This window comes from Bacillus sp. AK031, from assembly GCF_053903065.1.
Genome location: NZ_CP096424.1, coordinates 2,057,625 through 2,082,002, shown reverse-complemented (window position 1 = coordinate 2,082,002; position 24,378 = coordinate 2,057,625). Strand labels below are relative to the sequence as shown.

General features: G+C 38.0%; 21 protein-coding genes and 2 pseudogenes. 4 read left to right on the top strand and 19 right to left on the bottom strand.

The window, feature by feature from the left end; all coding sequences use genetic code 11:
• Positions 1-30 precede the first annotated feature (30 nt).
• From M1E09_RS10600 to M1E09_RS10565, 8 genes are all read right to left on the bottom strand, one after another.
• Positions 31-1,707, bottom strand: coding sequence for a hypothetical protein (locus tag M1E09_RS10600; protein WP_456274790.1), 1,677 nt, complete (start codon positions 1,705-1,707; stop codon positions 31-33).
• Between the two features lie 557 nt (positions 1,708-2,264).
• Positions 2,265-3,518: an aminopeptidase gene (locus M1E09_RS10595; RefSeq protein ID WP_456274789.1), complete on the bottom strand. Its 1,254-nt coding sequence runs from the start codon at positions 3,516-3,518 to the stop codon at positions 2,265-2,267.
• A 199-nt stretch (positions 3,519-3,717) separates the two neighbouring features.
• Complete coding sequence (locus M1E09_RS10590) at positions 3,718-5,040, bottom strand: replicative DNA helicase (protein ID WP_456274788.1); 1,323 nt, start codon at positions 5,038-5,040, stop codon at positions 3,718-3,720.
• Positions 4,994-5,893, bottom strand: a complete 900-nt coding sequence (locus tag M1E09_RS10585) for a DNA helicase (protein ID WP_456274787.1) — start codon at positions 5,891-5,893, stop codon at positions 4,994-4,996. Before M1E09_RS10585 ends, M1E09_RS10590 begins: the two co-directional genes overlap by 47 nt.
• 1,162 nt (positions 5,894-7,055) lie before the next feature.
• Positions 7,056-7,310: a hypothetical protein gene (locus M1E09_RS10580; protein WP_456274786.1), complete on the bottom strand. Its 255-nt coding sequence runs from the start codon at positions 7,308-7,310 to the stop codon at positions 7,056-7,058.
• 198 nt (positions 7,311-7,508) lie between these two features.
• On the bottom strand, positions 7,509-8,003 hold the full coding sequence (locus tag M1E09_RS10575) for an NUDIX hydrolase (protein ID WP_456274785.1): 495 nt from the start codon (positions 8,001-8,003) through the stop codon (positions 7,509-7,511).
• A gap of 384 nt (positions 8,004-8,387) precedes the next feature.
• A complete protein-coding gene (locus tag M1E09_RS10570) occupies positions 8,388-9,194 on the bottom strand; it encodes an aldo/keto reductase (RefSeq protein WP_456274784.1) in 807 nt (268 codons plus the stop codon).
• 193 nt (positions 9,195-9,387) lie between these two features.
• On the bottom strand, positions 9,388-9,831 hold the full coding sequence (locus tag M1E09_RS10565) for a GNAT family N-acetyltransferase (protein WP_456274783.1): 444 nt from the start codon (positions 9,829-9,831) through the stop codon (positions 9,388-9,390).
• 388 nt (positions 9,832-10,219) lie between these two features.
• On the opposite strand from M1E09_RS10565, the gene M1E09_RS10560 reads away from it, so the two are divergent.
• The gene (locus M1E09_RS10560) at positions 10,220-10,702 is read left to right on the top strand and encodes a competence protein ComK (RefSeq protein WP_456274782.1); all 483 of its coding nucleotides are present in this window, start codon (positions 10,220-10,222) and stop codon (positions 10,700-10,702) included.
• Between the two features lie 156 nt (positions 10,703-10,858).
• Positions 10,859-11,128 carry a helix-turn-helix domain-containing protein gene (locus tag M1E09_RS10555; RefSeq protein WP_456274781.1) on the top strand — a complete coding sequence of 90 codons (270 nt, stop codon included), beginning with the start codon at positions 10,859-10,861 and terminating at the stop codon, positions 11,126-11,128.
• A 67-nt stretch (positions 11,129-11,195) separates the two neighbouring features.
• Here the strand turns inward: M1E09_RS10555 and M1E09_RS10550 are convergent, their stop codons facing one another.
• From M1E09_RS10550 to istA (M1E09_RS10525), 6 genes and pseudogenes are all read right to left on the bottom strand, one after another.
• On the bottom strand, positions 11,196-11,762 hold the full coding sequence (locus M1E09_RS10550) for a hypothetical protein (protein ID WP_456274780.1): 567 nt from the start codon (positions 11,760-11,762) through the stop codon (positions 11,196-11,198).
• Positions 11,763-11,922: 160 nt separating this feature from the next.
• The gene (locus M1E09_RS10545; protein ID WP_456275062.1) at positions 11,923-12,012 is read right to left on the bottom strand and encodes a DUF4357 domain-containing protein; all 90 of its coding nucleotides are present in this window, start codon (positions 12,010-12,012) and stop codon (positions 11,923-11,925) included.
• Between the two features lie 6 nt (positions 12,013-12,018).
• A pseudogene (locus M1E09_RS10540) lies at positions 12,019-12,093 on the bottom strand (DUF4357 domain-containing protein); the annotation flags it as partial.
• Between the two features lie 637 nt (positions 12,094-12,730).
• Positions 12,731-12,931, bottom strand: a complete 201-nt coding sequence (locus M1E09_RS10535; protein ID WP_456273191.1) for a hypothetical protein — start codon at positions 12,929-12,931, stop codon at positions 12,731-12,733.
• On the bottom strand, positions 12,928-13,683 hold the full coding sequence (istB, locus tag M1E09_RS10530) for an IS21-like element helper ATPase IstB (RefSeq protein ID WP_456274868.1): 756 nt from the start codon (positions 13,681-13,683) through the stop codon (positions 12,928-12,930). Before istB (M1E09_RS10530) ends, M1E09_RS10535 begins: the two co-directional genes overlap by 4 nt.
• Positions 13,680-15,227: an IS21 family transposase gene (istA, locus tag M1E09_RS10525; RefSeq protein ID WP_456273192.1), complete on the bottom strand. Its 1,548-nt coding sequence runs from the start codon at positions 15,225-15,227 to the stop codon at positions 13,680-13,682. The genes istB (M1E09_RS10530) and istA (M1E09_RS10525) overlap by 4 nt, the downstream gene beginning before the upstream one ends.
• A 213-nt stretch (positions 15,228-15,440) precedes the next feature.
• Between istA (M1E09_RS10525) and istA (M1E09_RS10520) the strand changes: the two genes are divergently transcribed.
• Both istA (M1E09_RS10520) and istB (M1E09_RS10515) read left to right on the top strand, forming a co-directional pair.
• On the top strand, positions 15,441-16,883 hold the full coding sequence (gene istA / locus M1E09_RS10520) for an IS21 family transposase (RefSeq protein ID WP_456274779.1): 1,443 nt from the start codon (positions 15,441-15,443) through the stop codon (positions 16,881-16,883).
• Positions 16,880-17,643: pseudogene (gene istB, locus M1E09_RS10515) on the top strand (IS21-like element helper ATPase IstB). Before istA (M1E09_RS10520) ends, istB (M1E09_RS10515) begins: the two are co-directional and overlap by 4 nt.
• Before the next feature lie 61 nt (positions 17,644-17,704).
• Here istB (M1E09_RS10515) and M1E09_RS10510 read toward each other — a convergent pair.
• The 5 genes from M1E09_RS10510 to M1E09_RS10490 all read right to left on the bottom strand — a co-directional run bounded on the left by M1E09_RS10510 (position 17,705) and on the right by M1E09_RS10490 (position 24,366).
• Positions 17,705-17,992, bottom strand: coding sequence for a hypothetical protein (locus tag M1E09_RS10510; protein WP_456274778.1), 288 nt, complete (start codon positions 17,990-17,992; stop codon positions 17,705-17,707).
• Between the two features lie 629 nt (positions 17,993-18,621).
• Positions 18,622-18,984 (bottom strand): hypothetical protein, encoded by a 363-nt coding sequence (locus M1E09_RS10505; protein ID WP_456274777.1) that lies wholly within the window; start codon positions 18,982-18,984, stop codon positions 18,622-18,624.
• 266 nt (positions 18,985-19,250) lie between these two features.
• The gene (locus tag M1E09_RS10500) at positions 19,251-20,051 is read right to left on the bottom strand and encodes a hypothetical protein (protein ID WP_456274776.1); all 801 of its coding nucleotides are present in this window, start codon (positions 20,049-20,051) and stop codon (positions 19,251-19,253) included.
• 11 nt (positions 20,052-20,062) lie between these two features.
• Entirely contained in the window at positions 20,063-23,491 is a 3,429-nt protein-coding gene (locus M1E09_RS10495; RefSeq protein ID WP_456274775.1) for a hypothetical protein, read from the bottom strand.
• Positions 23,488-24,366, bottom strand: a complete 879-nt coding sequence (locus M1E09_RS10490; protein ID WP_456274774.1) for a DUF4007 family protein — start codon at positions 24,364-24,366, stop codon at positions 23,488-23,490. The genes M1E09_RS10495 and M1E09_RS10490 overlap by 4 nt, the downstream gene beginning before the upstream one ends.
• Positions 24,367-24,378 lie beyond the last annotated feature (12 nt).

The following is a 24,378-nucleotide window of genomic DNA, read 5'->3' as shown; positions in this document are numbered from 1 at the left end:
TTCCCAGGCCAATCGATAACAACTCTACTTTTACTGAAGTCCCTCTATATCCATTTCACGGACAGGCAGGAAGCCTTCTCCTGTGTCAAGATAGGTGACGTTCACCTTGTCATCTTCTTTAAGATAGATGCTCATCGGATTGTTTTCCGAGGAAACGATGTAGCTTTTTCCGCCATTCAACAGGAAGTAAACGGTCGTGTAGTCGCCGGTTTTTTCTTTATAGACCCTTATGACTGTGCCGCTGACCTGCTTCTCTTCTGCCTTTCCGCTGCCGTCGACACTCCCGCCTCCACGTTGCAAGGCTGTTTTATACAGTTTGAGCGCCTGGTTTGGCGTGTTGGCATACACGGAGATTTCCGGATTGGCTGCCGAAACAATAAAATAATTCTGCAGGAAGCCGTTAGGATCAAGCACCGGCGTCAGCCAGCTCGCTTCACCGTAGAAGTTATACAGGATTGGCATTTCCCCGCTCCATTTTTTCTCAATGAATTTCTTCTCAATGATCTGAAGGTTCCCTTGGGAGTCCATATACGATTTTTCCAGATTGCCTGTGTAGAAGGTTGCCTCACCCGTCCTCGAGTTGGTTAAGGAATAACCCAGCATGCTGTCGACTCCTTCTTTTGGCGAGGTGAAATCTGTAAAGTAATACATTTCTCCATTCTCATTGAAAATCGGGCTGACATTTGCCTCTGTCCCTTCATCTGAAGGAAGCTTTACTTCAGACTTCCCGAACACGCTGTTCCAAAAGCCTTGCACATAGTTTCCATAGTAGCTGTTCTGCAGGCTTACGGTTTCAGGCGATACAGCGCCATCGATGAAACCAGGTGCGTCTGCCAATTCATAAGATTTTATGTCTCCATTTTGCGGATCAACGACCACAATGCCCTTTGCCTTAAAGCCGTTCCTCGCAGAGATGAAATCTCCATAGGTGCGGACATAATACGGCTTACCGTTTTCATCCACTTCAAGCTGCACATCTCCGTTGAAAATCTCTTTAGGATAGTTCATTCGGATATGGCGCTCGATATTTTTATTAAAGTAGGACGAAGGGGTGTAGGTCATTGTTTCCTTCACAAACTTTGGATTGGCTGATGAATCTGTTGCACTGATCGTGAAATATCCCGGTGTTTCATCTCCCTTGATCCACTTGAAAAACCCTGAGAATTCCACTGGTGCGATGTACACATATTCACCGTTTACCTTTTGAATCTGCAGGTTTCCGAGCTCATAATAGCTTGTGTCCGGCACCTGCCCAAAGGCCTTTTTCATTTTATTTCGGGCAAATTTCGGCGGCACACTGGCCGGTGTCTGCCCTTCATCAAACGCCTCAAGTTCGGTTTTTACATCCATTTTGGCTGACTTGAACTTTTCATCTGCATTGAAAACGAATGCAGTCAGCAGGTATGCGCCTGCCAGCAGGGCTACTACAAACACAGAGCCCTTGATCAGCCGCTCCTTCCCCGCCGCCAATAACGCTCCACCGCCCGAGGCAAAAATCAGCACCATCCACATAGATGAAAAGTTGCGGTCCAGGTTGCTTAGATAATAGAAACCGAACGCCACTGCAATCGTAATGATCAATACTGCGACCATTCCACCTGCATTAAAGCGTTTCTCCTTTTTTCCGCTCCCTCCGCCCTGAAGCGGCACCAGCAGCACTGCCATCACCAAGCCGACAATAATTGAAAATAAAATCATACTTCCCATACTCTTCACCTTCTAGTAGTTATTTTTGCATAGTATCTATACGGATGAGCGGCGATGTCGGTTTCATTTACTTTGCTGGAGTATAGCGAAATTGATTTCCAATAATGCCATCATGTTCAATCTGACAATTCTCAAGAAGCTCGGCGGCATAAAAATGCCCACTGAATGATTTACTCTAGTACTCTATTCCCCTTGAACATTTTTGAAAAATAAGGGGAGAAATTCCCCTTATTTAAGAAAATACATGAAAAATAGCTAAAATAAGAGGAGAAATTCCCCTTATTCTCTTCAAAAGATGCAACTATGATGCATTTGGCTGTGCTTAAGGGGAAAAATTCCCCTTATATGGCCGAATTCGAATGTCATTCCTCAACTTAACGGGAAAATCTTCCCTTATTTTAGATAGGATCATTAGAGTCCTTCACTGGTTTTCATATATAAAGATCACAATTTAAACTCCTTAAATTTTTTCATATTCAAACTCAATTCTAATGCCAATATGGACCGTTTTAGTAATTACCTGAAATCCGTTTTCTCTGTTTTTAGCTGCAGACGGTCTAGATTCGGAAATCCCCATCCTTCATTAGCTCTACTTCAGTTCCACCTTCTGTAATGCCCGATACTTTCATATCTTCGCTGCCAAAGGTCACATTGACTAACAAAAGTGAAGTATTCAGACCCGCTGCCGTCAACTTCTCGTCAGATTGGTCATTGCCATTTTGAATATTGGAGGGCGAAGCATTTCCAATTCCAATATGACAGGCCGTATTTTCATCGAACAAGGTATTGTAAAAAAGAGTATCTGCCTGCGCAAGAGGAGATTGATTAGAGACCAAGGCAATTTCACCCAGATAATGTGAGCCTTCGTCTGTTTCGATGAGATTTTGCAGCACATCTTGTCCCTCTTTGGCATAATAGTCGGTAATCCTTCCATCTTTAAAAATCAGATAAAATTCATCAATGACACTTCCTCCATAGATAAGTGGTTTAGTACCGACCAATTTGCCATTCACCTTATTTTTGTGGGGAGCCGTAAATATTTCTTCCGTAGGAATGTTCGGAAAGAAAGGTACTCCATCTTTATCTATGACACCCCCACCGATATAGCGATGATTCATCGGCAGACCGACTACTAAATCAGTTCCACGATCATTTGTAAAATGCAGGGCTTCAAATTGGCTCTCGTTTAGGATTTTTTTTCGAGACTCGAAGGCTCGATTGTGACTCTCCCAATCTTTTAGAGGATTATCCCCATCTGCCCGAGACCCTTTTAAAAGTAGTTTCCATAATGATTGCAAAGCGTCTTCTTGACTCAGGTTGGGAAATACTTTGGCTGCCCATTCATCGTTCGGGACAACCAGCAGACACCAGCGTACCTGATGTGATCTAATTTTTGCATGATAATCCTTCAATTTGGTACGAGAAGCTTTTTGGAAACGACTGATTCTGTCTGTAGAAACCTCCTTAAAGGCATCTGCGTTTTCAGAAATTATATGGATGTAAGCAGCACCAGCTTCGTCCCACTCTTTATAACGGGCAGCCTGCCAATCAGGAAAGTGATCGATGACACCATCGGCTGCATGTAAGTAAAATGCTTTGGCAGACTGTTCATCACTCCAATCGATAAATACATTTGAAGCTCCGGCCTCGTAGGCTGCCGTTTGAATCAGACGTGCAAACGCAGCATTTTGGATATCACTATGTATAATCAATAACTGATTTGGCTGCAGATTCACACCAGCTCGCACAGCAAGTTCTGCATACTTTTTTAACTGATTTTCACTTATAAATTCATATATTCCTTTATCCATTTAAATATCTCCCCTGTGATGTTCTCCTATCATTTTACTACAGAACCCCGACCTGCTTAAACTGACCTGATCCTATAGTATGAAAATCGTATTCATCACCACAGCGTTTCACGGAATTCTCCCCCCTGCCTCATGCCCCGCACGCAGCCATCATTTGCTGATGTCCTCTTTTCATTCCCAGCCATGTCTCCACGTGGTTTTAAGAAGAACAAAACCAGCTGTATTCCTTGATGAAATTCAACTTCACCGCACCGACCGGACCGTTTCGGTGCTTGGCCAGATTGATTTCTGTAGTCCGTTCCTCTGTGTTCCGGTTATAATACTCATCGCGGTACAGCAGCATGACAATGTCGGCATCCTGCTCGATGCTCCCGGAGTCCCTCAAATCGGACATCATCGGACGTTTATTCCCCCGCTGTTCAACCGCTCTTGAAAGCTGCGAAAGCAGGATGATCGGAACCTTGTATTGTTTCGCCATTTGTTTCAATTCCTTGGTGATCGCCCCAATTGCCAGATCGTGCCGGTCGAACTTCCCTTCAATCGTAATTAGCTGCAGGTAATCAATTACGACAAGATAGGAGCCTTCCTTATGTTCTCTTCTAGTCTTCTGAATCCTTGCCCTGATAGAATCCAGACTTTGATTCCCCTGGTCATGTATCTGCAGCGGCAGTTTGTAACACGTATCCAGTGCTTCGTTTGCCCGTTTTTGTTCTTCCTGTGTGAAAAATTTGAAGGGATTCTGCCACTTCGACGAATTGATCTGTGCCATTCGGCTAAGCAGCCTCTCATACAGCTGCTTCTCACTCATCTCCAGCGAAAAGAAATCAACGACAGCACTATTGAGAATAGCATTATGAGCGATATTGAGTACGAGTGCAGTTTTCCCCATTGACGGCCTTCCTGCGGCAATGATCAGTTCTCCCGGTTTGAACCCACCCGTCATGATATCAAGATCTTCAAACCCAGAAGGAACACCAGAGGTCTCCGGCTCAGAATAAAACGACTCAAAAATCTCAAACAGCGAATCATCTTTCTTTCCCTGCTGCTCTAATCCAAGCTCCCCGGTTTCCACATACATCTGATACAGTTCTTCTGCCTTACCAGTGCAGGGATCATTCAAAAATCGTGATGCAGCCTCCTGCAGTTTTCTGATTCGATACCGTTCCAGCACCATCTTTTGATAGTGATCGATACCACTGACGGATGGACAACAACAGGAAATATCCGTGATATACGATACCCCTCCAACATTTTCAATCTGATCACCCAGCACGTCGACAATTGTCACCGGATTAATCTCGATGCCATCCCATTGCAGGCTTTTCATCGCTTTAAAAAGAACCCTGTTTCTCACCTGTGAAAAATACTCCGGTTTCAGTGTGATGTCATGAATCACCGATGGCTCAAGGAAAACAGCCCCAAGCAGCATACTCTCCGCTTCATAGAGTTCGTCTCGACAAGACAACAGTTCGGCCTCAAACTGTCTGGAAGGATAGTGGTGTCCGATCTGATTCGTTTGCAAGGCGCTTCTCCCCCTCTCTCCTCCAAGCTTTCATTTTGGCGAGCAGATCATTGGTTTCAGAAACGAGCACACTGGAAGAACCAGGCTTCTCTACAGATTTATCTGCTTTGTTCAGCTTTTGCATCAGAGCTTTCTCGTAGTAAAGAAAAGATTTTATATTCCCAGTCTTGTTCCTCTTTTTGTAATGCGCATGGACTTCCTCCATCCATGTCACCAACTGCCGGGCTTCCACTTCCAGCTCGCATACCTTTTCAATCGCACACAGCTCCCTGGGTGAAATATATAAACCAGAGTTGCGCAGACTAAGGAACTTATCAGTCACTGCTGCCGTCTTTTCACTCCCGCTTTTTTCTTTCGGTTTTTCAGGAGATTTCTCTTTCGTCTCTTTAACCTGGTCTTTAAGATCATGTTTATCTTTCTTTTCTTTCTTACATTCTTCTTGTTGTAGCCCAGGCATATCAACCAAGTTTACACCTGGTAGCGAACCCGTAGTGCCGTTTTTATCGCAAAAAAAGTCCTGGCAGTCCGCCTCGGATTCCACTAAAGTGAACAGAGTTCCATAGAGAGTGGTCTCCGTCGTTATGTATCCAAATTTCACAAGGCGGTCCACACTTCGTTTGACTGTAGTCTTGGCAGGAATCTTCATGTTCCCATCCTGAACATACATCAAATCCTCGGCCAGCAGAGAGAACGATCTCAAATACTGCCCCTTCTCAACTTTCACTTCTTTGACGTAGACACAATCCTTCTGAAGTACTCTGCAGCTCAGCAAAAGAAAGAGCCTCAACGTAAATGGATCATTCCATAGTACACTTTCAATATTGCTGCGTTGAAATTTAATCCAGCCAGTCATATGTATTCCTCCCTATATACGTTTCTAGTTTGTATATAGGTGGGTTAGCGTGAAAAAGACACCCCTAATCAAAAATTTTTGAAATAAAAATGCTGACTTCCTGAAGAATGGAGGCCAGCAGCTGAAACTCAAAATATGATAAGTAAATAGTACTTGGATGGGTAAGGACCGGCGATGGTAACCTCACACCTTTATTAGAGGACTAGATAAAAAACCAAGTAGTTCACTTTAGAGGTACAAATCGTAAAATCCCCAAGTCTTTATCATACCAATTTGCACCAATATTCGTATGCAATTTTTTTAGTGGTCCTTCATAAGGGGTTCTATCTCAGTGAATTCACTTCGAGTAACATCCCCGTTTGTTCAATAGGTGCCCTCTAGCGGAATTTCATGCGTCGAAAGGAAATCAGCAGCTTGAGCGGAAAAATAAGAGTAAAAAGTTCTCTTATTTGAGCAAATTCAATAAAAATAGTCGAAATAAGGGAAATATTTACCGCTATTCATATGAAAACATGAAAAAATGGGGTGCTGTACCAGGAATAAGGGAAAAAACTTCCCTTATTTTTTGCTCAATCAGTCATTTTTGCAGTTTAACGGAAAAAATTCCCCTTATTTTATGGATCTGCCACATCTCACTTTAGGATAGGACTTTTTATAATCAAAAGTTATCCTCCACTTCACATTACACATCAGGGAGCAGATTAGTGCATATGAAAAAAGCAGTTCAATTAAGGGTACAAATCATGTTTTTGTACCCTTAATTGAACGACTTATAAAAAAACCGTAGTTTATTTATTATTAACTATTTTCGACAAAAACCGGGTAGTGACAGTAATTTCATTTGTCTGAAAAAGTTCACACGGAGGTAGATATTATTTAAGCAAGCAACCTAAAAAGGACCATTATAAATAGTAAAATGGTCAAATTACGAATTGGTTAATATACATCACCACGGTTATCAATAGATAAAATGTATATCATTTTTTCATTATGATCAGCCTCAAATATAATTCTATAACTACCAACCCTTAGTCTAAGCTGTTTATCTCTCCCTTTTTATGGTTTAATATCACCAATTGGTGGTTGAATTGTTAAACCTTTTATTGACTTAGTTACTCTTATTTGCACTGCTTTTTCTTGCTTTTTCAGGAATTTTATCGACTCACGACTCAGTATCACTTGGTAAGTCAAGCTCATTAATGGCATCCTCCCAAGATATAAATTCCGAGTTATTCTTGAGTTGATGTTCTTCTTCTTTACTTAAAGGAGTGTCATCTGGCTCCAATTCACCGATTTCTTCCCAGTCTGGTCGGGTATGACTTACGGTTAAATACTTTAGATAGTCATAAGCAGACTTTTTTGCAGTTTCTGGGAGCTTTGCAACCAATTCATATAACTTGTCGTTACTAATTGCCAATGCTACCCCCTCCTCACTGAGTTAAACTTTTACCTTATTATAACATAATCCAATAATATAACCGAGAAGTCACTATGATAGTGGACTGTTACTTAACTCTTCTACAATTCCCCAACCTTTTCCTAAGTCCGGGAAAAATGAAGGTATATTCCATTAAAAAAAGAAAAACCCTCGGGGAGTCTCAGTCACAGAAATTGATTACTTTGAGTTCTTAATAACCCAGTTTTCAAAATACTGTGTCTCCAAATCTAAATTACTGCTCCTCAGCCATTCAATAGCTTTAATGACTAATGGTGATGAATTGTCAGCAGTTATATCTTTCTCTGAGATCCATTCAGCTCCTAATGAATCCTGCCCGTCAAACTGCTCGGGCTCTGCCAGCTCGCCTCCGGTTCTCTTAACTAAATAGAACACCGCAATGTGATGGACATGGGTAAAACCCTTCCATTTTATAGGGAAAATAAAATCTTGGACTCCTATCTGCTCCTGAATTTCAGCGGTAAGACCTGTTTCTTCCACAAACTCTCGCTTCATCGCTTCAGTTAGCCCTTCCGACTCTTCAAGGCTTCCACCCGGAAGATCAAACCGATTGATATAGGGACCCCTGCTTTTGTTGATGACCAATAACTTATCACCTTCAGAACAAATGCCATAAACACCAAATGACCGATGTGTCTTCTTTAACAATTCCATTTAACTCCTCCACCCTTTACCTCAAAGATGTATAGTCTTCTACTTCTTCATTACCATGTGCTTTTATAATATGTATCATATTCTTTTCCCCTTTATTTAAGCTTTAATTTCATCCCTTAATGCGTTGCTTAAATCCTATTCTTTCCAAGGTGTCATTGTGAGATAAGTTAATAATAGATTAGCATATTAATGAGGTTGTTCTGAAATAAAATGTAAATGAAAGAGCTTCAGAACTTTGTTAAAAAAGGGATTCTCTCGCCTAAACAGCAAGTGCATAAGTAATAATCAATCAATAAAGAATTCTTACTACATTAGCCCCTCCAGTTTTGAAAAAATCAAAATCCTAGCGATACTATCTATACCACTAGGATGAAGGACTAACTTTTATAAGTTTTCAATCTTTTTCATATCTTCATCAGATAACACGAAATCGAAAAGATCCAGGTTAGCTGCTTGATTTTCACGGTTATGAGATTTAGGAATAACGATTACACCGCGCTGGATTTGGTATTTTAGGAGTACTTGTGCGCCGGATTTTTTATAAGCTTCTCCGATTTCATCCAAAACTTTTTTCTGATTGTCTTCGGCCTTCATAGGTCCCCATGCAACAGGTGTAATGCCCTCTTCTTTTAATAAGGCAAGGAGATCTTTGTTCGGTTCTTTAAGGTTAATTTGGATTTGATTAACGGCCGGCTTCACTTTAGCGAATTCTTTCAATTCTTCCAGATGATCTTTTCGAAAGTTTGAAACGCCGATTGCTTTCAGTTTGCCCGCTTCGTAATATTCTTCAAAGACTTCCCACGTGTTTTTAAGTTGTCCTTTGTCTTCGATAGGAAAGTGAATAAGAAGCAGATCGAGGTAATCTGTTTGAAAGTTTTTCAGACTGTTATCGATTGCTGCCCGAGTAGCGTCCTTTGAAGAAGTATACTCTTCCTCTGCTGGAATTTTTGTCGTAATAAATATCTCTTCTCGAGGCACTGAGCTTTCTGCTAAAACCCTTCCGACAAGTTCTTCGTTTCGATACATGATAGCTGCGTCTATTGAACGGTACCCCAACTCAAGGGCTGATAGAAGCTCAGGAATTTCATTCTTTATCTCCGCGTTATAGTCATTATTTTCTTTTCCATACGTATTTGTACCAGTACCGACAATTGGCATTTTCGACCCATTATTAAGAGTTATGTATTCCATATCTTTATGCACTCCCTCTGTATACACTAATTTTCTTACAAAGTACATATTATCAAATTATAGAATTTTCAAAAAGCAATCGGTATGAAGGCATAATTGAGAACAATACCCCAAGGATCTTTTGCTCAAAAGATATGACCGTTCCACCCTCACCATTCTTGGAGCAGGAGTTTCTCCGACATAAAGAGTTGTCTTATTTTTTCAGCAGCATATCGACGTGAGGGATATTATCTTCTAAATAGGTTTCAGATATGGCCTGAAAACCAAAAGAACCATAGAATTTTCTTAAATAATCCTGGGCTTGAATTTTAACAGTTGTTTCATTTAACTCTTTTTCGATAAACTCCAGCCCCTTACTTAAAAGTTCATCTGCAAGTCCCTGCCCCCTGTATTCTTTCGTTACAAACACTCTTCCAATAGAAACTTCTTGATAAGAAACACCTGCTGGTAAAATCCTTAAATACGCAATGATTTCTCCATCGTCTTCTTTAAAAAGATGATAGGAAAAAGGATCTTTACCATCAACTTCGAGGTAAGGACAATTTTGTTCAACCACAAAAACTAAAGTTCTTTCTTTTAAAAGATTATATAATTCACTATTTGTTAGCTCGTCGAATTTTTTTATATTCCAGCTCATTAAATTTCACCTCTATTTCTTAAAAAAGCAAAAGCACGTGATTATGTATTGAGATCAACCTTTATCATAAGCTAACTTTTCTAAAATGAACTAACAGGATTCGGATTAAGTGAAAACTCCTCCGGGGAGTCACAGTGACAGAAACTTAGCCAAACTGGTAACCTCAAAAAATAAGAAAGGTACGAAGCCTCTCTTTCCCACGGGAGGCTTTTGTCGAATTTAATAAAAAATTGTCCGATATTTCAGAAATACAGCGTATAGTCTGTTTATTTTCAGAAGATCTTCTATAATAATAGAATTGTAAATAAAAACCATTTAGGTGATAGGACTTATTTCAGAAAAAAACTTCGACAACCTGTCCTGTCAATCCATTCAAGGAGCGTGTTTCATGAAAGAAATTGTGTCGAGCTACACCATATCCAAAAGAACAGCCAGTCTGATGCCTGTCAAACACCCCGACTACCTCACAAAAGTCATTGAATCTGACCGAATACTGTATGTAACCAAACCGCCGTTCGCCATTATCAAAGAAGCCTGCCTGCAGGGCTACTCCAGCTATGAAGGCAGACGGGAATCCGTCAAATACTATACTGGCTATGAACGCAAAGTGCCGATTCCCATCAATCCGAAGCTGAACATCTTTGCCTTCCCATCGATTTCCCCGGAAGCCTTCGAGTGCTGCTGGCTGTTTCCCTCTCACATAAAAACCATTTCACAATCTAAAACAGCTGATAAAGCCATACGTTCTCTTGTAACGCTGAAAAACGGCACAACGATTCCCATGAGTGAATCAGCTGCTGTTCTGAAGAAGCAATTGCAGCGGACTGCTTACTTCTCGATGATGTATTTCAACGATAGTGTTGGAGTATAAGAGATGAATAGCCCATGTACTAACAGTTAAAGCTCTTTTCCTACTAAAAACTTTAAATAAATCAGGAGTTTTTACCACTTATTACCTTTTTACACCCTATAGTCTGTGTTCCCTTTTTTCTATCCCTTGAATAATAGAGGAAAAAGGTTGGGAATTATGGAAATTGAAGTACTCTTAACAAAAAATGCAGGAAGACTGATCCGAAATCACCGAAATCTATTGGGCCTCTCCATAGAAGAGTTGGCGAACCGGGCAGGCATTCATAACACACATCTCAGCAGAGTAGAAAGAGCCATTTCTGCCATCACATTGCCCAAACTCTTTAGAGTTTCCGCTGCACTTAAAATCAAGCCCAGTCTCCTTATGAAAGAATTAGAAGAGGACATATACCCTCTCTTTGAAGAGGATGTAAAGTCACGTACATAATCATTAAGGGGGATAACCTTCCCCCCCTTAATCACACTCTTTCATAAACAAGTGAGGTAGACGGTACCTACCTATTGAAGTCAATCAAGTTAATTTTATGATCATTGAATAAACTTGGATCTTTTCCTCGATAATACTTCTCAGCAGATAGACAAATACACTCACATAATTTGTCGATGTTGACAGTAACTATTTTTGTCTTTAACGTTGAGGAGTTATTATTGGTGTCGTCCAACCATGACTCACCAATTGAATCTGCACCACTTACTGCTAATCTAAATTCGTATAAATACTGAAAATCAACATCTTCTTTGTCACCCCATTCTTTTAAATTGGAACTTCCCTCATGTAAGAACGAACATCGCAAAGAATAGCACATTTCTCCCGTAAAATATGGGTTTTTCGCCTTTGAGTAATCATTTATCCAGCCAGAGTTGTCGGCAAAATATTGGTTTACCCAGTCATCGAACCATTCTGCATATTGCTTCCCTACATTACGTCTTCCGCTTTTGAAGGTAAAATGTGGATATTCAATTTTCCCGCATATATCAGGTAGAGTTGAAGATAGCGCAAGTGCTGATAAATAACTTTTATTATTAAGAGCAATGTTAATATCCTTAATTTTATCTAGCATATTATCCCCCTATTGATTTTACTGTTTATGGTATTTAAGAAAACATCCCCTCGTTTAAGTGGAACGACAACGATGCCATCCATGTGACAGGCTAGCTAACATTTCAGTATCCTTTTACAATAATTATGAGGACTTCTCCCCGGCATGCTTGAAGAAGTCTTTATAATTCATCAGCCTGACGTTTCAAATGATTAGGTGTATTCCCGCTTTCATCTTTCCACTCTGTCCATCCGTTTGCACGTCTTGCCAATACCGTTCCTCCAGCTGCACTCGGAGAACTAAAAATATGATCCTCAATAATTTTTAGTACCGTGTCCTTTTCAACCCGCACTCCAAAAGAGGTGAAGCTAATCCCACAATGATTTCGATAGTAAAGATAGCATCAGATCTTAGCTTATCAACTCCTCACATACTAACAAAAGAAGCAAATGATTTATATCATCCGCTTCCAATCAAACCTTTGTGTTAACTTGCTTACATCACTTGAAGGAGCTTTTCCTGTAAATATCAACATGAAAGAGCTCCTTGGAATGAAATGAATATTACTGGTATTCCTTATTTATCAGCAGTTGTGACTGCTAAACTAAAGTAGACAGTTTTCGCTAGATAAGATGAAACACTTATTTACCCTAATATACCAGTAAAATATATAGCTCCTCCATTGTATGATGATGGTTTGATTCTTAAATCATTGGAGGGCTGAGAAAAGGTGGATAAGTGGGAAATGTATATGGAAATTCAGCAGTTACTCAAGAAAGGTTTTAGTAAATCCAAAGTAGCAGATAAACTGGGGGTATCCAGGGCAACTTGAGTATTGCGGACAGATTGAGCCATCAGTGCGTAGATTTGAGCCACTATTTGCGGCCAACTGAGCCATTAAGTGCGGGGGTGAGAGCCACTCTTATTAATGTAGCTAATAATATAAACAACCACTGGAACTTCACTCGCTCCAATGGTTGTTTATATTATTATTTGAATCTCTTATCTCTCAATTCCTGATCAATAATCTCAATAGCCCAACGAACTAATTCATCCTGATTTATATCCTCTTCATCGTTCCAAATGCATGAGGGTAATAGTTTTTCCTCTACAGCCTGCTGTACCTTATCAGGTAAATACATATGCAGAAAATATTTAGCTATACGGTTTTCAACTGCTGGCGGAATCATTTTAATATCCGCAATCCATGGCGTTCCCTCATCGAAACTTCACCATCAACTAGAATCTTATATGAATCATGAACGATTCTGTCAAGAATCGCATCTGCTATTTGTGCCTGTCCCAGTTTGGAATGCCATCCCTCTGGTGAAAATTGAGAACAGAATATAGTAGAGGCTCTTTTGAGCCTTGCTTCAATAATCTCCAACACATGAAGTACATTTTCCTCTGACAGCTCTGTTAGTAGCCACTCATCGAGGATTAATAAATCAATCTTTTTGTACTTCTGAATTAACTTACGGAAGCTGCCATCTGCTTCATACTTTGCTACAGCTAATTCATCTAGTAATTCTGGTAACCTTATATATTTCACTTTATAAAATTGGCGACATGCATGTACCCCAAAGGCATTGGATATCCACGTCTTTCCGTTCCCAGAGGCGCCCATTAAAATGATGTTATGGTGATTTTGAAGGTAATTTCCTGTTGCTAACTCTAGTATTTGATTCTTATCTAAATTACGATCCGGATGATATTCGATATCTTCAATAGCTGCTGTTGGTTCGCTGAGTGTAGCCTGTTTAATTAGTCGTTCAAGTCGATTCGATTTACGTCTATCATATTCATAATCTACCAGGAGATTGAACCTATCATCAAAATCCATGTCCCTATAATCATTATTCTGCTTTTGCTGCTGATATAATTCCGCCATCGCACCCATTTTCATTTCTACTAGTTTACGTAAAGTTTCTTGGTTCATTATTTTGTATCCCTCCCAAAGTATTTAGCTCCACGGACAAATCCATAGTCGTCAGATGTAGTGCGAGGTCTATTAATATCCGTTTTTTTAGTTTGTTTTTTCTTTTTATTTCTTTCTACTACACTTTTAAAGACAGAAACCGTTGGGTTTGTTGAAATTTCTAGTAAAGTTTCTGTCGCTTTCTCTATTTCTTCATTTGGGTATTTCTTAGCTATATTCCTCAGTGTGCTAAGGCTATTTAATGCTTTTTTCTCTACATTCATTTCTAAGATATGAGAGACAAATTGGGTCATAGATGGTCCAATTGTTTCTGCCCACTTTCGGTTATTTTCTGGATTATGATCTAAATATAATCGGTGATTGTCAGGCATATGGTCTGGATTGGTCTCTAACTGGCCAATTTCACCATGTTGTCGTTTATGGGATGCAATCCGGACTTCTTTGAAGTAAACTTCAATTAAATCCGTGGTCAGTCGAACATCGACATTCTCTCGGACATAATCATATGGAACGGAATAATACATTCGATCAACTTGGATGTGGTAGTTCAGTTGAACTTTTGCTGTTTTCCATTCCGCAAGTTTATACCTTGTTTGAGGAAGCTGTTGAAGGTAGGATTTCTCTTCTTCCTCAAACACCTTTTTACGAGAACCTGGTCGCTTTTGAAATTCAGTGGTGTTGATTTCCTCTAACTTTTCAAAGATTTTCTGGTTTAAATCTTGAAGATGAAAACACTGATAGTTTCTTAATGGAGCGATAATCTGCCTGGAAATATATCCAACAGTGCCTTCGACACTTGCTTTATCTTTTGGCCTTCGAACACGGCTTGGAACAATGACAGTACGGTAGTAATCTGCCATTTCACGATAGGCTTCATTTAGAAGAGGCTCTTCACGATGTGCTTTCGTAACCCCTGTTTTCAAATTATCAGGAACCATTGTTTCAGGAACTCCATCAAAATACTCCAATGCATGAATATGAGCAATAAGCCAATTAGCTGATTTCATATCTAAAAAGGCTTCAACATAACTGAACTGACTATAAGGTAAGGTCGCAATAAAAACATACGCCGGAAGCGTTTCTCCCGTTGAACGATCATATATTTTCAGTGTAGTTCCAGCCCAATCAACTTCCATGACTTCACCTGGTTTTCTTCGAATAGGCATTGTCAATTTATACTTTTTCGCATATTTCCCATAGTTCTCACAAAAAGTACGATAGGCATAGGGGATCTTTCCACCTTCACGTGCCTCTGTCGAGTACTCGTGATGCAGTAGGGAGAGGGTTACATTCTTCTTTTGTAGTTCCTTATGCACTCTTTCCCAATCAATTGGGAAGTACCCTTTCTCGACAGCCTGTTTCTCTGGGAAGAGAAACGCTTCTAGCCATGGATTGGTCATGGTGTCATTCAAGCTTTCTACACCCAGTTCTTTGGCACGTTGAACGACATCTGAAACTGTATTCCTTGAATGCCCAGTGCTTGAACTAATCGTTCTTTGACTGACTTCTTCAAAGTGAAGTTCCAAAATCTTACGGTAATTAACCATAAAAAAGCCTCCTGTATAATAATGTCATGCTTGATGGCATGCAAGATAATTATACAGGAGGCCTTTCTCTATTCTATTTATAGTGGCAACGCATTCCGCAAAGGGTGGCTCTTTTCTCCGCAATGACTGGCTCAAAACTCCGCATAAGTGGCTCATTTCAACTGCAATAATCAGGCAACTGTATATCGGCATCTTAAGAGATCTCCTTCGGAGATGGCAGAATGGGTTGAATCTTTACAAACAAGAAAGAAAAAGTTGGATCCTTATAAAGAGTTAATCTTGAATTGGTTAAGGGAACATCCTGATCTTTCAGCAGCACAAGTAGAAGATTGGTTGATGGAAAGGTATAAGGAACAACTTGAAGTGGGTGAAAGCACAGTCCGTGCTTACGTAAGGGAGCTAAGAGTTGAATATAAAATAGCTAAGGAATCTTCACCAAGGGATTATGAAGCAATACCTGATTCACCATTGGGGGAACAGGTCCAAGTTGACTTTGGGCACACCAAGCAAAAAACGTCTGATAATAAAGAAGTAAAGCTGAACTTTATTGCCTTTGTGCTATCTAACTCGAGATACAAATATAAAGAGTGGTTAGATCGCCCCTTTACAACTCAAGATGTCATTCAAGCTCATGAAAATGCTTTTCAATGGTTTAGTGGGATCCCAGGAGAGCTCGTGTATGATCAGGATAGCTTAATTGTGGTGAGGGAGAATGGCGGAGATCTCATTTTAACGAAAGAGTTTCAGCACTATAAACAAACTCGAAATTTAAACCTTCGGGTTTGTAGGAAAGCCGATCCAGAAAGCAAAGGAAAAATAGAGAACGTTGTAGGATTTATTAAGTACAATTTCGCCAAGTATAGAGTGTTCAATAATATTGATTCTTGGAATGAGCAAGGATGGGAATGGTTAAATCGTACAGGTAATCGAAAAATCCATAACACAACAAAAAAAAGACCGGTCGAAGTGTTCTCCTTGGAAAAGCAACACTTAAGACCAGTCTCAGGAAACATTAATTTCCTAAACAATCATGAAAATAGTATAACAAGAAGCGTCCATAAGGACAATACCATACGGTATTTATCCAATAGGTACTCCCTTCCACTTGGAACTTTTCATAAGCATGAAATGGTCTCAATAAAAGAAACAAAAGACAGAGAACTATTAATCTATAACTCTGAGACAGGAGAACTCCTGGCTAAACATCAGATTCCGGATGGTAAAGGACAATTAATCAAAGACAGAAAGCATACAAGAGATCGCACAAAAGGAATCGATGCATTCATTAATACTGTAGCAAACCGATTCGAAGAAACAGAAATGGCCTACGATTACTTGGATAAACTTCGTGAGAAGTACCCACGGTATATTCGTGATCAGTTACAAATGATACTAAGAGAAACAAAACAAAATAACGAGCAGCTTCTAACAGCAGCCCTCTCGGAATGTATCAAGAGAAACTTATATAGTGCAACAGATTTCAGCGATATCATTTTATACCTCAAGCGACAACGACAGGTTCGTGATACACCAAACGACAAAGCTGAGACTGTTTCACCATTAAATAGCATATCTGGCTGGATTATGGACACAGAAGCACAAAAAAGAAATGTAGATGCCTATACTGTCTTTTTGGAAGATGGTGATCAAAGTTGACTCAGCTTCAGGAGGTCCAAAACTTATTGAGGTTCCTACGGTTAGCTGAGACAGCTGATCGATTACCTGAATTGATTAGAGAAGCTGAGAAAAAGGACTTGTCCTTCACTCAGTTTCTACTAGATGTAGCAGCATATGAACAAAAACGGAGAACGAAAAACAACTGGAAAAGCGTTTTAAGTGGGCAACGTTTCCGTTCCATAGTACCGTTGATGAATATGACGTAAATGAGCAAAAATCCTTAAGCAGCAAGAAGTTAAACCAGTTAAAGGACTTAACCTGGATTGAACAGCTGTATAATATCATATTCCTTGGACCGCCAGGTGTAGGTAAAACCCATCTTTCGATAGGTCTAGGGATTGAAGCGTTAAACCAGGGATATAAAGTGATCTTTACCACTATGGGAGATCTGATTCAGGCATTAAAGACAGAGGAAATAACAAGGAAATCCAAAACAAGAATGAAGCGAATTAGAGAAGCAGATCTGGTCATCATAGATGATTTGATGTTTATGGCCATGGATAAACAGGAAGCCAATATGTTCTTCCATCTCATTAATAACCTCTATAATCAATCTTCGATTATACTTACGTCCAATAAAGGACCCAAGGAATGGGGTGAACTCTTGGGCGACCAAGCCATTACTACAGCTATTCTTGACCGGATCTTACATCGAGTGGAAATAGTTCATTTAAATGAAGATAGTTGGAGAATGAAACATCGAAAAACAATTTTTGGTGAACAAAGTGTTTCAAATTAATCAGCAGAAATTGTGTCATTCTACTTGACGGTCACAGCAGTTCAATGATTTCAAACTTTCATCAAGAATCAGGCCTTTTAATGACTGCTTTTTGATTAGTAAATTCAATTTTCCACTCAGACTCTCCTACTTTATAGTAGATGTGATAGCCCTTTTTACCTTCAGAAAACATGGGCGTGTGGTGAACATACACATAGTCGAGAAACACTTTTAAGCCAGGTTGAAACCTTGATAGTGTGCAGCCTATCATCTCACGGACATAGTGATCCGTTTCATCCATGGTGGAAAAATAAAATGCATCGTCAACTTCTTCGTTGTTTTCAACGTTAAAACTTTTGACAAAATACATAAAAACACCTCCTATTCTAGTACATTCGACAAGATAGAAGGTTTTTCCTTTTATTTCCTTTTGATATGCTGGGTTAATACTAGACAAAGAACCTGTTCTAGCTTCATTGTTAAATACCTCCAAGTCGCCAAAGCGAGGTGGTGATAATATTATATATATTACCTCCCGAAAAAATTATTACGACATAATTTAATAACTTATTAAAAGGCAGCCATTTAACGGTGGCTTTTTGCGATTAATAATTATTTTTATTTAAATAACTGAGGTTATTTTCAGTATTTCATTGTTCCAAGATTCCTAAACTGGTACATAGGGGGCAGTTTAATAATGAAAAATAGCCACCTATTAAATCGTTTTCCAGTTCTATTAAAAAACATTCTTTTGCCGATTTAACACCTTGTTATTTTGTCGAGTTAATTCCTTAAACCTTAGAAATAACTAGAGAGGCAAGATCAAAACCAAAATAATCACCCTCTTTAAAATCGCAGATGTACTCAAACTAGAGAACATCCCATATATTACAGGCAGAAACAATAGAACTATATACTACCCTATACTATCGAATTCCAAATACCAGAAGATTGAAAACGAATATATGAGGAAGCACTAAATTCTCTCAAACCATTTCTTTAAATCTCTATAGACCAATAATAGGTTAAAATTTCACTAACAGCAATAAATTCTTCTTCTTCACTTTTGGGATCATACTGATTGCAAAGCTCTCCTTCTGTATCAAAACAGAATATTTTTTTTCCATCCATAAAAGCTTCGATAGCGTCAGTAAAATTGACGTAATCCTGTTCTATTTCCCAACGGTAGTGTATTGCTTCTTCGCTTAGAGAAAATAGATTAGCCTTAGTTCCAATTCCATCAGTCCAATAGAAACCGCCATCAATAATTTTGACACCATATGAATATTCCTGCTCTTCTAAACACCTAGCTATTTGACACTCTCTTAATATATTGATCATCTCTTTAGTCGATACGGACAAATTTCCCACCCCTATTTTAAACGATTTTTTCTCTAACTAAGTGGCTGGTAGTTTTATAGCAGCTCTTTACAACTGAATAATAAAATAGATTTTTGGGATTGCTTTAGAAATTATAACTCTATAATTATACATATCTAAAAATGATTTCTATTATAATATGTTTTTATAAGAATCTTTTAATATATTATCTTGTTAACAATTTTTTCTTTATTATACCATCAAATAGAAAAGGTCCGACAGAATCTCCGTCGGACTTTATAAATTAATTATGAGAAAGAACAAACACAAGGAACAGTTTCATCTTTGATATTCACAAAGTTGTCTACCCCTTCTCGTTCCATCTGTTCACGATATTCTTTTAATGTATAAGGACCTCCATTTTTCTTAAGTATGGAAACATCCTTTTCAAAGTGTTTACGGAAATTTTCTTCCATTTCTTCTTGCTCTTGGTAACGGTCTGGCCAAATCTTATACAGTAAAGCATAGTGTCCAAAACCACCACGAACACAACGGCCTCCACAATTGGCATGAGAAAAGCCCATTTCATACATTCTTGGAAGCTTAATCCCCCATTCATTTTGAATGATGGATTTAGCATCAGTGTCCTCCCTGAATGTTTCAATCATAGGAAATCTAGTTTCAATCGGCTCTATTGGATAATGGGCATAGAACTCTCTTAAATTGTCTGCACGGTGAGATTCATGAGGTCCTATCCCGAAATATAGGATAGGCTCTAGGTTATGCTTGTCTCGTAATTCTTCAAGAAAAACAACGGTTTGATACACTTTAAGTTCTTCTGAGCATTTTGCTAACCGTGAATTACCTAGGAAGCGATAGTCATAGAATACTTCCTCAGGTGTCCTACCGTCTATTTTCTCAGTAATTTCTATACCGATATAATCTGCTACTTCGTCCATAAATCTATAGTTATCTTCATCTTCCCATAAGGTATTCGTGAAGAATAAAATGCTATTCTCTTTTCCATGAGCTTGTACCATTTTATAAGCAACATAGGAGCTTGCTGCACCTCCGCTGAACATTGCTACATGGACTGGTTTTCTTTCCATTTGATCATCCCCTATTCAACAAACTCTTTTACCAAGTGATAGATCATATACTCAATTTCATCTTTGGGTACATTCCTGCCGGCATTTTTTATCATACGATGTACATTCTTATAGATCGTTTGAGTCTTTGTGGACATTTCTACCTTGGTAATAGACTTATCAGATCCATTTAAATTAATGGTCAGATACTCTCCTTGAGGTAACTCACTTTCATTTGAATTATAGTCCTTTAGAAGTAATTGTTCAAACATCTGATCTGTTGTATCTGACCATTCTTCAAGCCTAACCCCTACAATTGTTAGGATTATAGAATCAATCCAATTCTCTGTAGAAGCACTAACTATGCCATTTACTAGAGAATTATTCTTCTTAACGACTGGATTTTTGTTATTTGCCCAATGGTATAGTTCTTCGAAATCTCTACACCCAATCAAGCCTAATACTCTATTCTCTAGCTCTTCTTTGTAATCACACAAGTGACTTTCTAAATTTGCTTTATTCTTTGTAATTCCTCTTAGGTTGGAGGCATATGTTGAATACAATATCTCAATAGTAGAGCGTGGATCAATCTCGCTTCTCTTGATAAGGTCTCTGAACTCAACAAGCTCCTTTTTCATGTTGTTTGTAACTTGAGTAAATCTTGGTAACGATCTTAACCAGTTTAACAATCCGCTACTAAGTACAATAGGTGTAGCACTTTTTAAGGCCGTTTCGGAGACATACTCACCGAAGGTTTCTGTAAGAGAACGGAAAATAGGTTTATATCTTTCATCAAAATCGTAAAAGACGAATTCATACTCAGTATCCTCTTCAACCATTTGATAAAGCTTTTCTCCTGTTATTCCAGGAACATACATATCGTTTCGGTAAAACATTAATTGATCCCATTTATCTCTTAAAAGACTTATTAGGATTATTGGAATAAGAGGAGCCCTAATGCCATATGGTTCTCTTTTCAAAATATCGGTCAAATTACTCAATTTCCCCGAATCATTTTCTGCTAGCTCGTTCACTAAATCAAGTCTTAAACGGTTGAACTCTATCGACTGGATATGATTCAAATTAATAAGGTCTAATTTATTGTTTTTAAATATGGTTGCATAGATAAGGTAGTCAGGCCCGTTTCCTTCAATATAAATACCATCATTCTTGTAATCCTCAATAATATGATCGACTATTTTGTAACCTGCTTTTTGTTGGACCGAGTTTATTTTTCTTCTAACAAAAGAATCATTTCTGATTTCTGGAGTTAATGGGAATATCTCAAACATTAGATTAGAAAGGTTTTTCTCAAAAATAATCTCATTCCTAATTTGAATTTCTTCACCATTTAAAAACCAATCAAGCTCACTAGTGAAGTCAGTATATGATTTCATGAAATTTGTTAGTGAGTAGAAAATATCCTCTAACTTGATTGTAACTTCATTCAATAAGTCTTTATCATTTTTCATGAAGTCGGGATCTGACTTTAAGTTATTCAAGATATGGTACTGTATAAGTTCTTCTCTAATATCTTCCAAGCATTTGAATGTAATACAATAGTAGGAATACTTATCTTTTAACGTCTTCAACTGATTTAACACTGATTCTCGCTCTTTTAGATCTTCTAATAAGACATAATTAACGATTGCATCTGAATTCATGTCATTTCTAATCTTCGAACTATCAAAATTAGGTTCTAAGAGTTCAGAACTCAATAATAGATTTACGGATGCAAATCTTGTCATACTCTTTTGATCATTATAATCATTCGCAAGGAAATACTTTTTACTCAGTGTTTTTTCTAGTATGCCTTTTTTCTGCTTTGAAGTTATACTACTGTATTCTTTTCTTACTTGAATTTCATGGTCCAGGTCAATGGAGCTCCCTTCAAAAAGCTCCCAGTTCCCTTGAATTCTATTATACCTGATTACTTTCAATCTTGATAATTGGTAAAGTTGTTCTTCAACTACATCTTTGCTTAACCCCATTGAAAAACTAATAAAGTCTGAAGTTAATTTTTGTTTGGAAAACAAATTTGTAATAGACCATATTGAAATGAATTTAAAGAGATTAGTTAATTCACTTCTATCTATTGGTATTCTCGGAACAAGCTTCTTAAATATTTCCAATCCCTTATTCTCAAGGTACTCTTCCTGATTAATCTCTGGGAAGAAAAAGTCAAATAATTTATATGTCAAATAATAATCAGAATCGGTTTTAATATGATTAACAAGCCCGCCTGTTTCCTTACTCTGTAAGAATGTAAATAGCGTTCGTTCATTTTGAGCAAACTGACTAGATAAGTGAGGAAGCACAAAAATGGCAACCGGATGGATTGGAAACGCTCCCTTAATGACTAGCTTTTCTATTTCTACTTGATTCAAGTTAGAAAAAAGAGGATACTTCCTTAATTCACTTTTAACACTTGATTCTATTGATTCAGGTATCTTCTTTACTTCTTCAAATTCAGAAAGGATTGATTCTGTTAGCCTAATAAAAGTAGACCTATCGCTATCAATGTGATAGAGATTAAATCTTTTCTCAATTCGCTGAAATTCATTTTGATATTCTTCACTTAGTTTAAAAAAATAGTGACGAAGATTTTTATGAGTAATAAATAAAAGGTGTAAATGTTTTGCATAGTGGTCACTTAATTCAGCAAGATCTTGCAGATCCTGCATTGTTTCATGAATCATATTTGGTTGTAAGCTCTGAAGAAAACGACCAAATTCATCATACACGATGAATAAACCTAAGTTTCGTTTATCTAATTCATCAATAACAAACTTTATTTGTTCAGTAAAATCTTCTTTGTAATCTACAATAAATTCGGCTCCAGAAGACAATGAAGGAAAGATTCCTTTAAACCAATCAATTTCTTCTCTTTCAAAGTTAAGGACATTTACTTTCCAAACATCAATGTTTCGGTCAGTTTCCTTTAATAGTTTTTTGAAGTCCTTATATGTTTTTGGAAATTCTTCTTTCCACTTATCAACTGTTAGTAGAATTTTATTAATGATTCCAGGCACAATGATCTCTAAATTGTTTTCTTCAATGGTTCTCATGATTGCAGAAATAACTGATTGCCTAAAACTGCCTTCATTCCCATTCAGGATCACCTGCAAATATTTTTTATCATTTTGTTGAAATTTACTGAGTTGATCATATATTTCATCGTCAACCTGGTTAAATTTTTTCTTTAATAAATCAAAAGCAGAATCACTAACTGTTCTTGAAGCCATTCCGGCTATTAATGTACCCAATAATGATTTTCCTGTTCCATACGGGCCTATCACTATATGAGAATGTTTACCTTCTTTATCATTGAATCCCGCTACAATATTTTGTAATGATTCAGCATGAGACGGAGTGGGCAAATAATTCCGGAAAAACTCCTGTTTACCTAAGTCAAATTTTATATTTACACTAGATTTAAATTCTCTATTTTTGGTTTTCATACTAGTGTCTCAACCTTTCGCTTATATTCAAACTCCAAATAATCCAGCGAAGAAATAGATGGTAGTCTGACGGTATCTAAGTTGTTAGTTCTAGTGAACTTAATTGGATATTTAGGATGGGAAGTGAATTTTTCTAGCGCATTAACAATAACAGCCCTGTTCATGTTAAAAATATTTCCCCATAGTCCTTTTCTAGTTATAATCTCATCCACACTTACATTATCAATTTCCTGTTCTTCTGCATATTTTAGAAGTGTATAGAACAATGCAGTTTCTCCAATATCAGAAATTGATGGTACTTTTTTAATGATAGTACCTTTTGATTCTTTCAATATATTAATTTTATTAATTGGACTCTGAATGACCTCTTCAGGATCTAATATACTTTGCCCAGCAGTATACAACTTGACCAAACAATCAATATCTCTTTTTAAGGATTTAGGTGAAACCTTTTTATCTTCATGGAGTGATACCCATTCATTCAATGAGGAATTGAGTTCTTCCTTAGAGATAGCTGTTTCACTAAACTCATTAAAGAACCAATACCATGTGGTGGCAGGTTCATTGTCTTTGGATAAATTATAATGAATAATTGCAGCAGTGTCCCTAAACTGGATGAACTTGTCATATTTATAGATCAATTCACCGAGAGGGGTTAGAAGATGTACCTTTTTCCGTTCCTCATTAAACTTCTCTTCCACTACTCCTGTAGCAACAACCCAAAACCTTAAGGATTGAACCATATTTTTTCCTAATCCAATTTTCTCAAATGCTTCCTTATCATAAAAGAACCTACTATCTTCTCTTAAGTGTTTAATTGCTTTATTTAACCAACGATCTCTTAAATAAAAGCTTTGATGTTGACCGTATGCCATAATTATCAGCCT

Coding starts and splice junctions, on each gene's coding strand:
- M1E09_RS10600 (WP_456274790.1), bottom strand. CDS start 1,707: ATGGGAAGTATGATTTTATTTTCAATTATTGTCGGCTTGGTGATGGCA.
- M1E09_RS10575 (WP_456274785.1), bottom strand. CDS start 8,003: ATGGAATTGTTAAAGAAGACACATCGGTCATTTGGTGTTTATGGCATT.
- M1E09_RS10495 (WP_456274775.1), bottom strand. CDS start 23,491: ATGAAAACCAAAAATAGAGAATTTAAATCTAGTGTAAATATAAAATTT.
- M1E09_RS10585 (WP_456274787.1), bottom strand. CDS start 5,893: ATGACTGGCTGGATTAAATTTCAACGCAGCAATATTGAAAGTGTACTA.
- M1E09_RS10570 (WP_456274784.1), bottom strand. CDS start 9,194: ATGGAATACATAACTCTTAATAATGGGTCGAAAATGCCAATTGTCGGT.
- M1E09_RS10565 (WP_456274783.1), bottom strand. CDS start 9,831: ATGAGCTGGAATATAAAAAAATTCGACGAGCTAACAAATAGTGAATTA.
- M1E09_RS10500 (WP_456274776.1), bottom strand. CDS start 20,051: ATGGAAAGAAAACCAGTCCATGTAGCAATGTTCAGCGGAGGTGCAGCA.
- M1E09_RS10595 (WP_456274789.1), bottom strand. CDS start 3,518: ATGGATAAAGGAATATATGAATTTATAAGTGAAAATCAGTTAAAAAAG.
- M1E09_RS10510 (WP_456274778.1), bottom strand. CDS start 17,992: ATGTATTTTGTCAAAAGTTTTAACGTTGAAAACAACGAAGAAGTTGAC.
- istA (WP_456274779.1), top strand. CDS start 15,441: ATGGCAGAATGGGTTGAATCTTTACAAACAAGAAAGAAAAAGTTGGAT.
- M1E09_RS10555 (WP_456274781.1), top strand. CDS start 10,859: ATGGAAATTGAAGTACTCTTAACAAAAAATGCAGGAAGACTGATCCGA.
- M1E09_RS10550 (WP_456274780.1), bottom strand. CDS start 11,762: ATGCTAGATAAAATTAAGGATATTAACATTGCTCTTAATAATAAAAGT.
- M1E09_RS10535 (WP_456273191.1), bottom strand. CDS start 12,931: ATGATTCCGCCAGCAGTTGAAAACCGTATAGCTAAATATTTTCTGCAT.
- istA (WP_456273192.1), bottom strand. CDS start 15,227: ATGGTTAATTACCGTAAGATTTTGGAACTTCACTTTGAAGAAGTCAGT.
- M1E09_RS10490 (WP_456274774.1), bottom strand. CDS start 24,366: ATGGCATACGGTCAACATCAAAGCTTTTATTTAAGAGATCGTTGGTTA.
- M1E09_RS10560 (WP_456274782.1), top strand. CDS start 10,220: ATGAAAGAAATTGTGTCGAGCTACACCATATCCAAAAGAACAGCCAGT.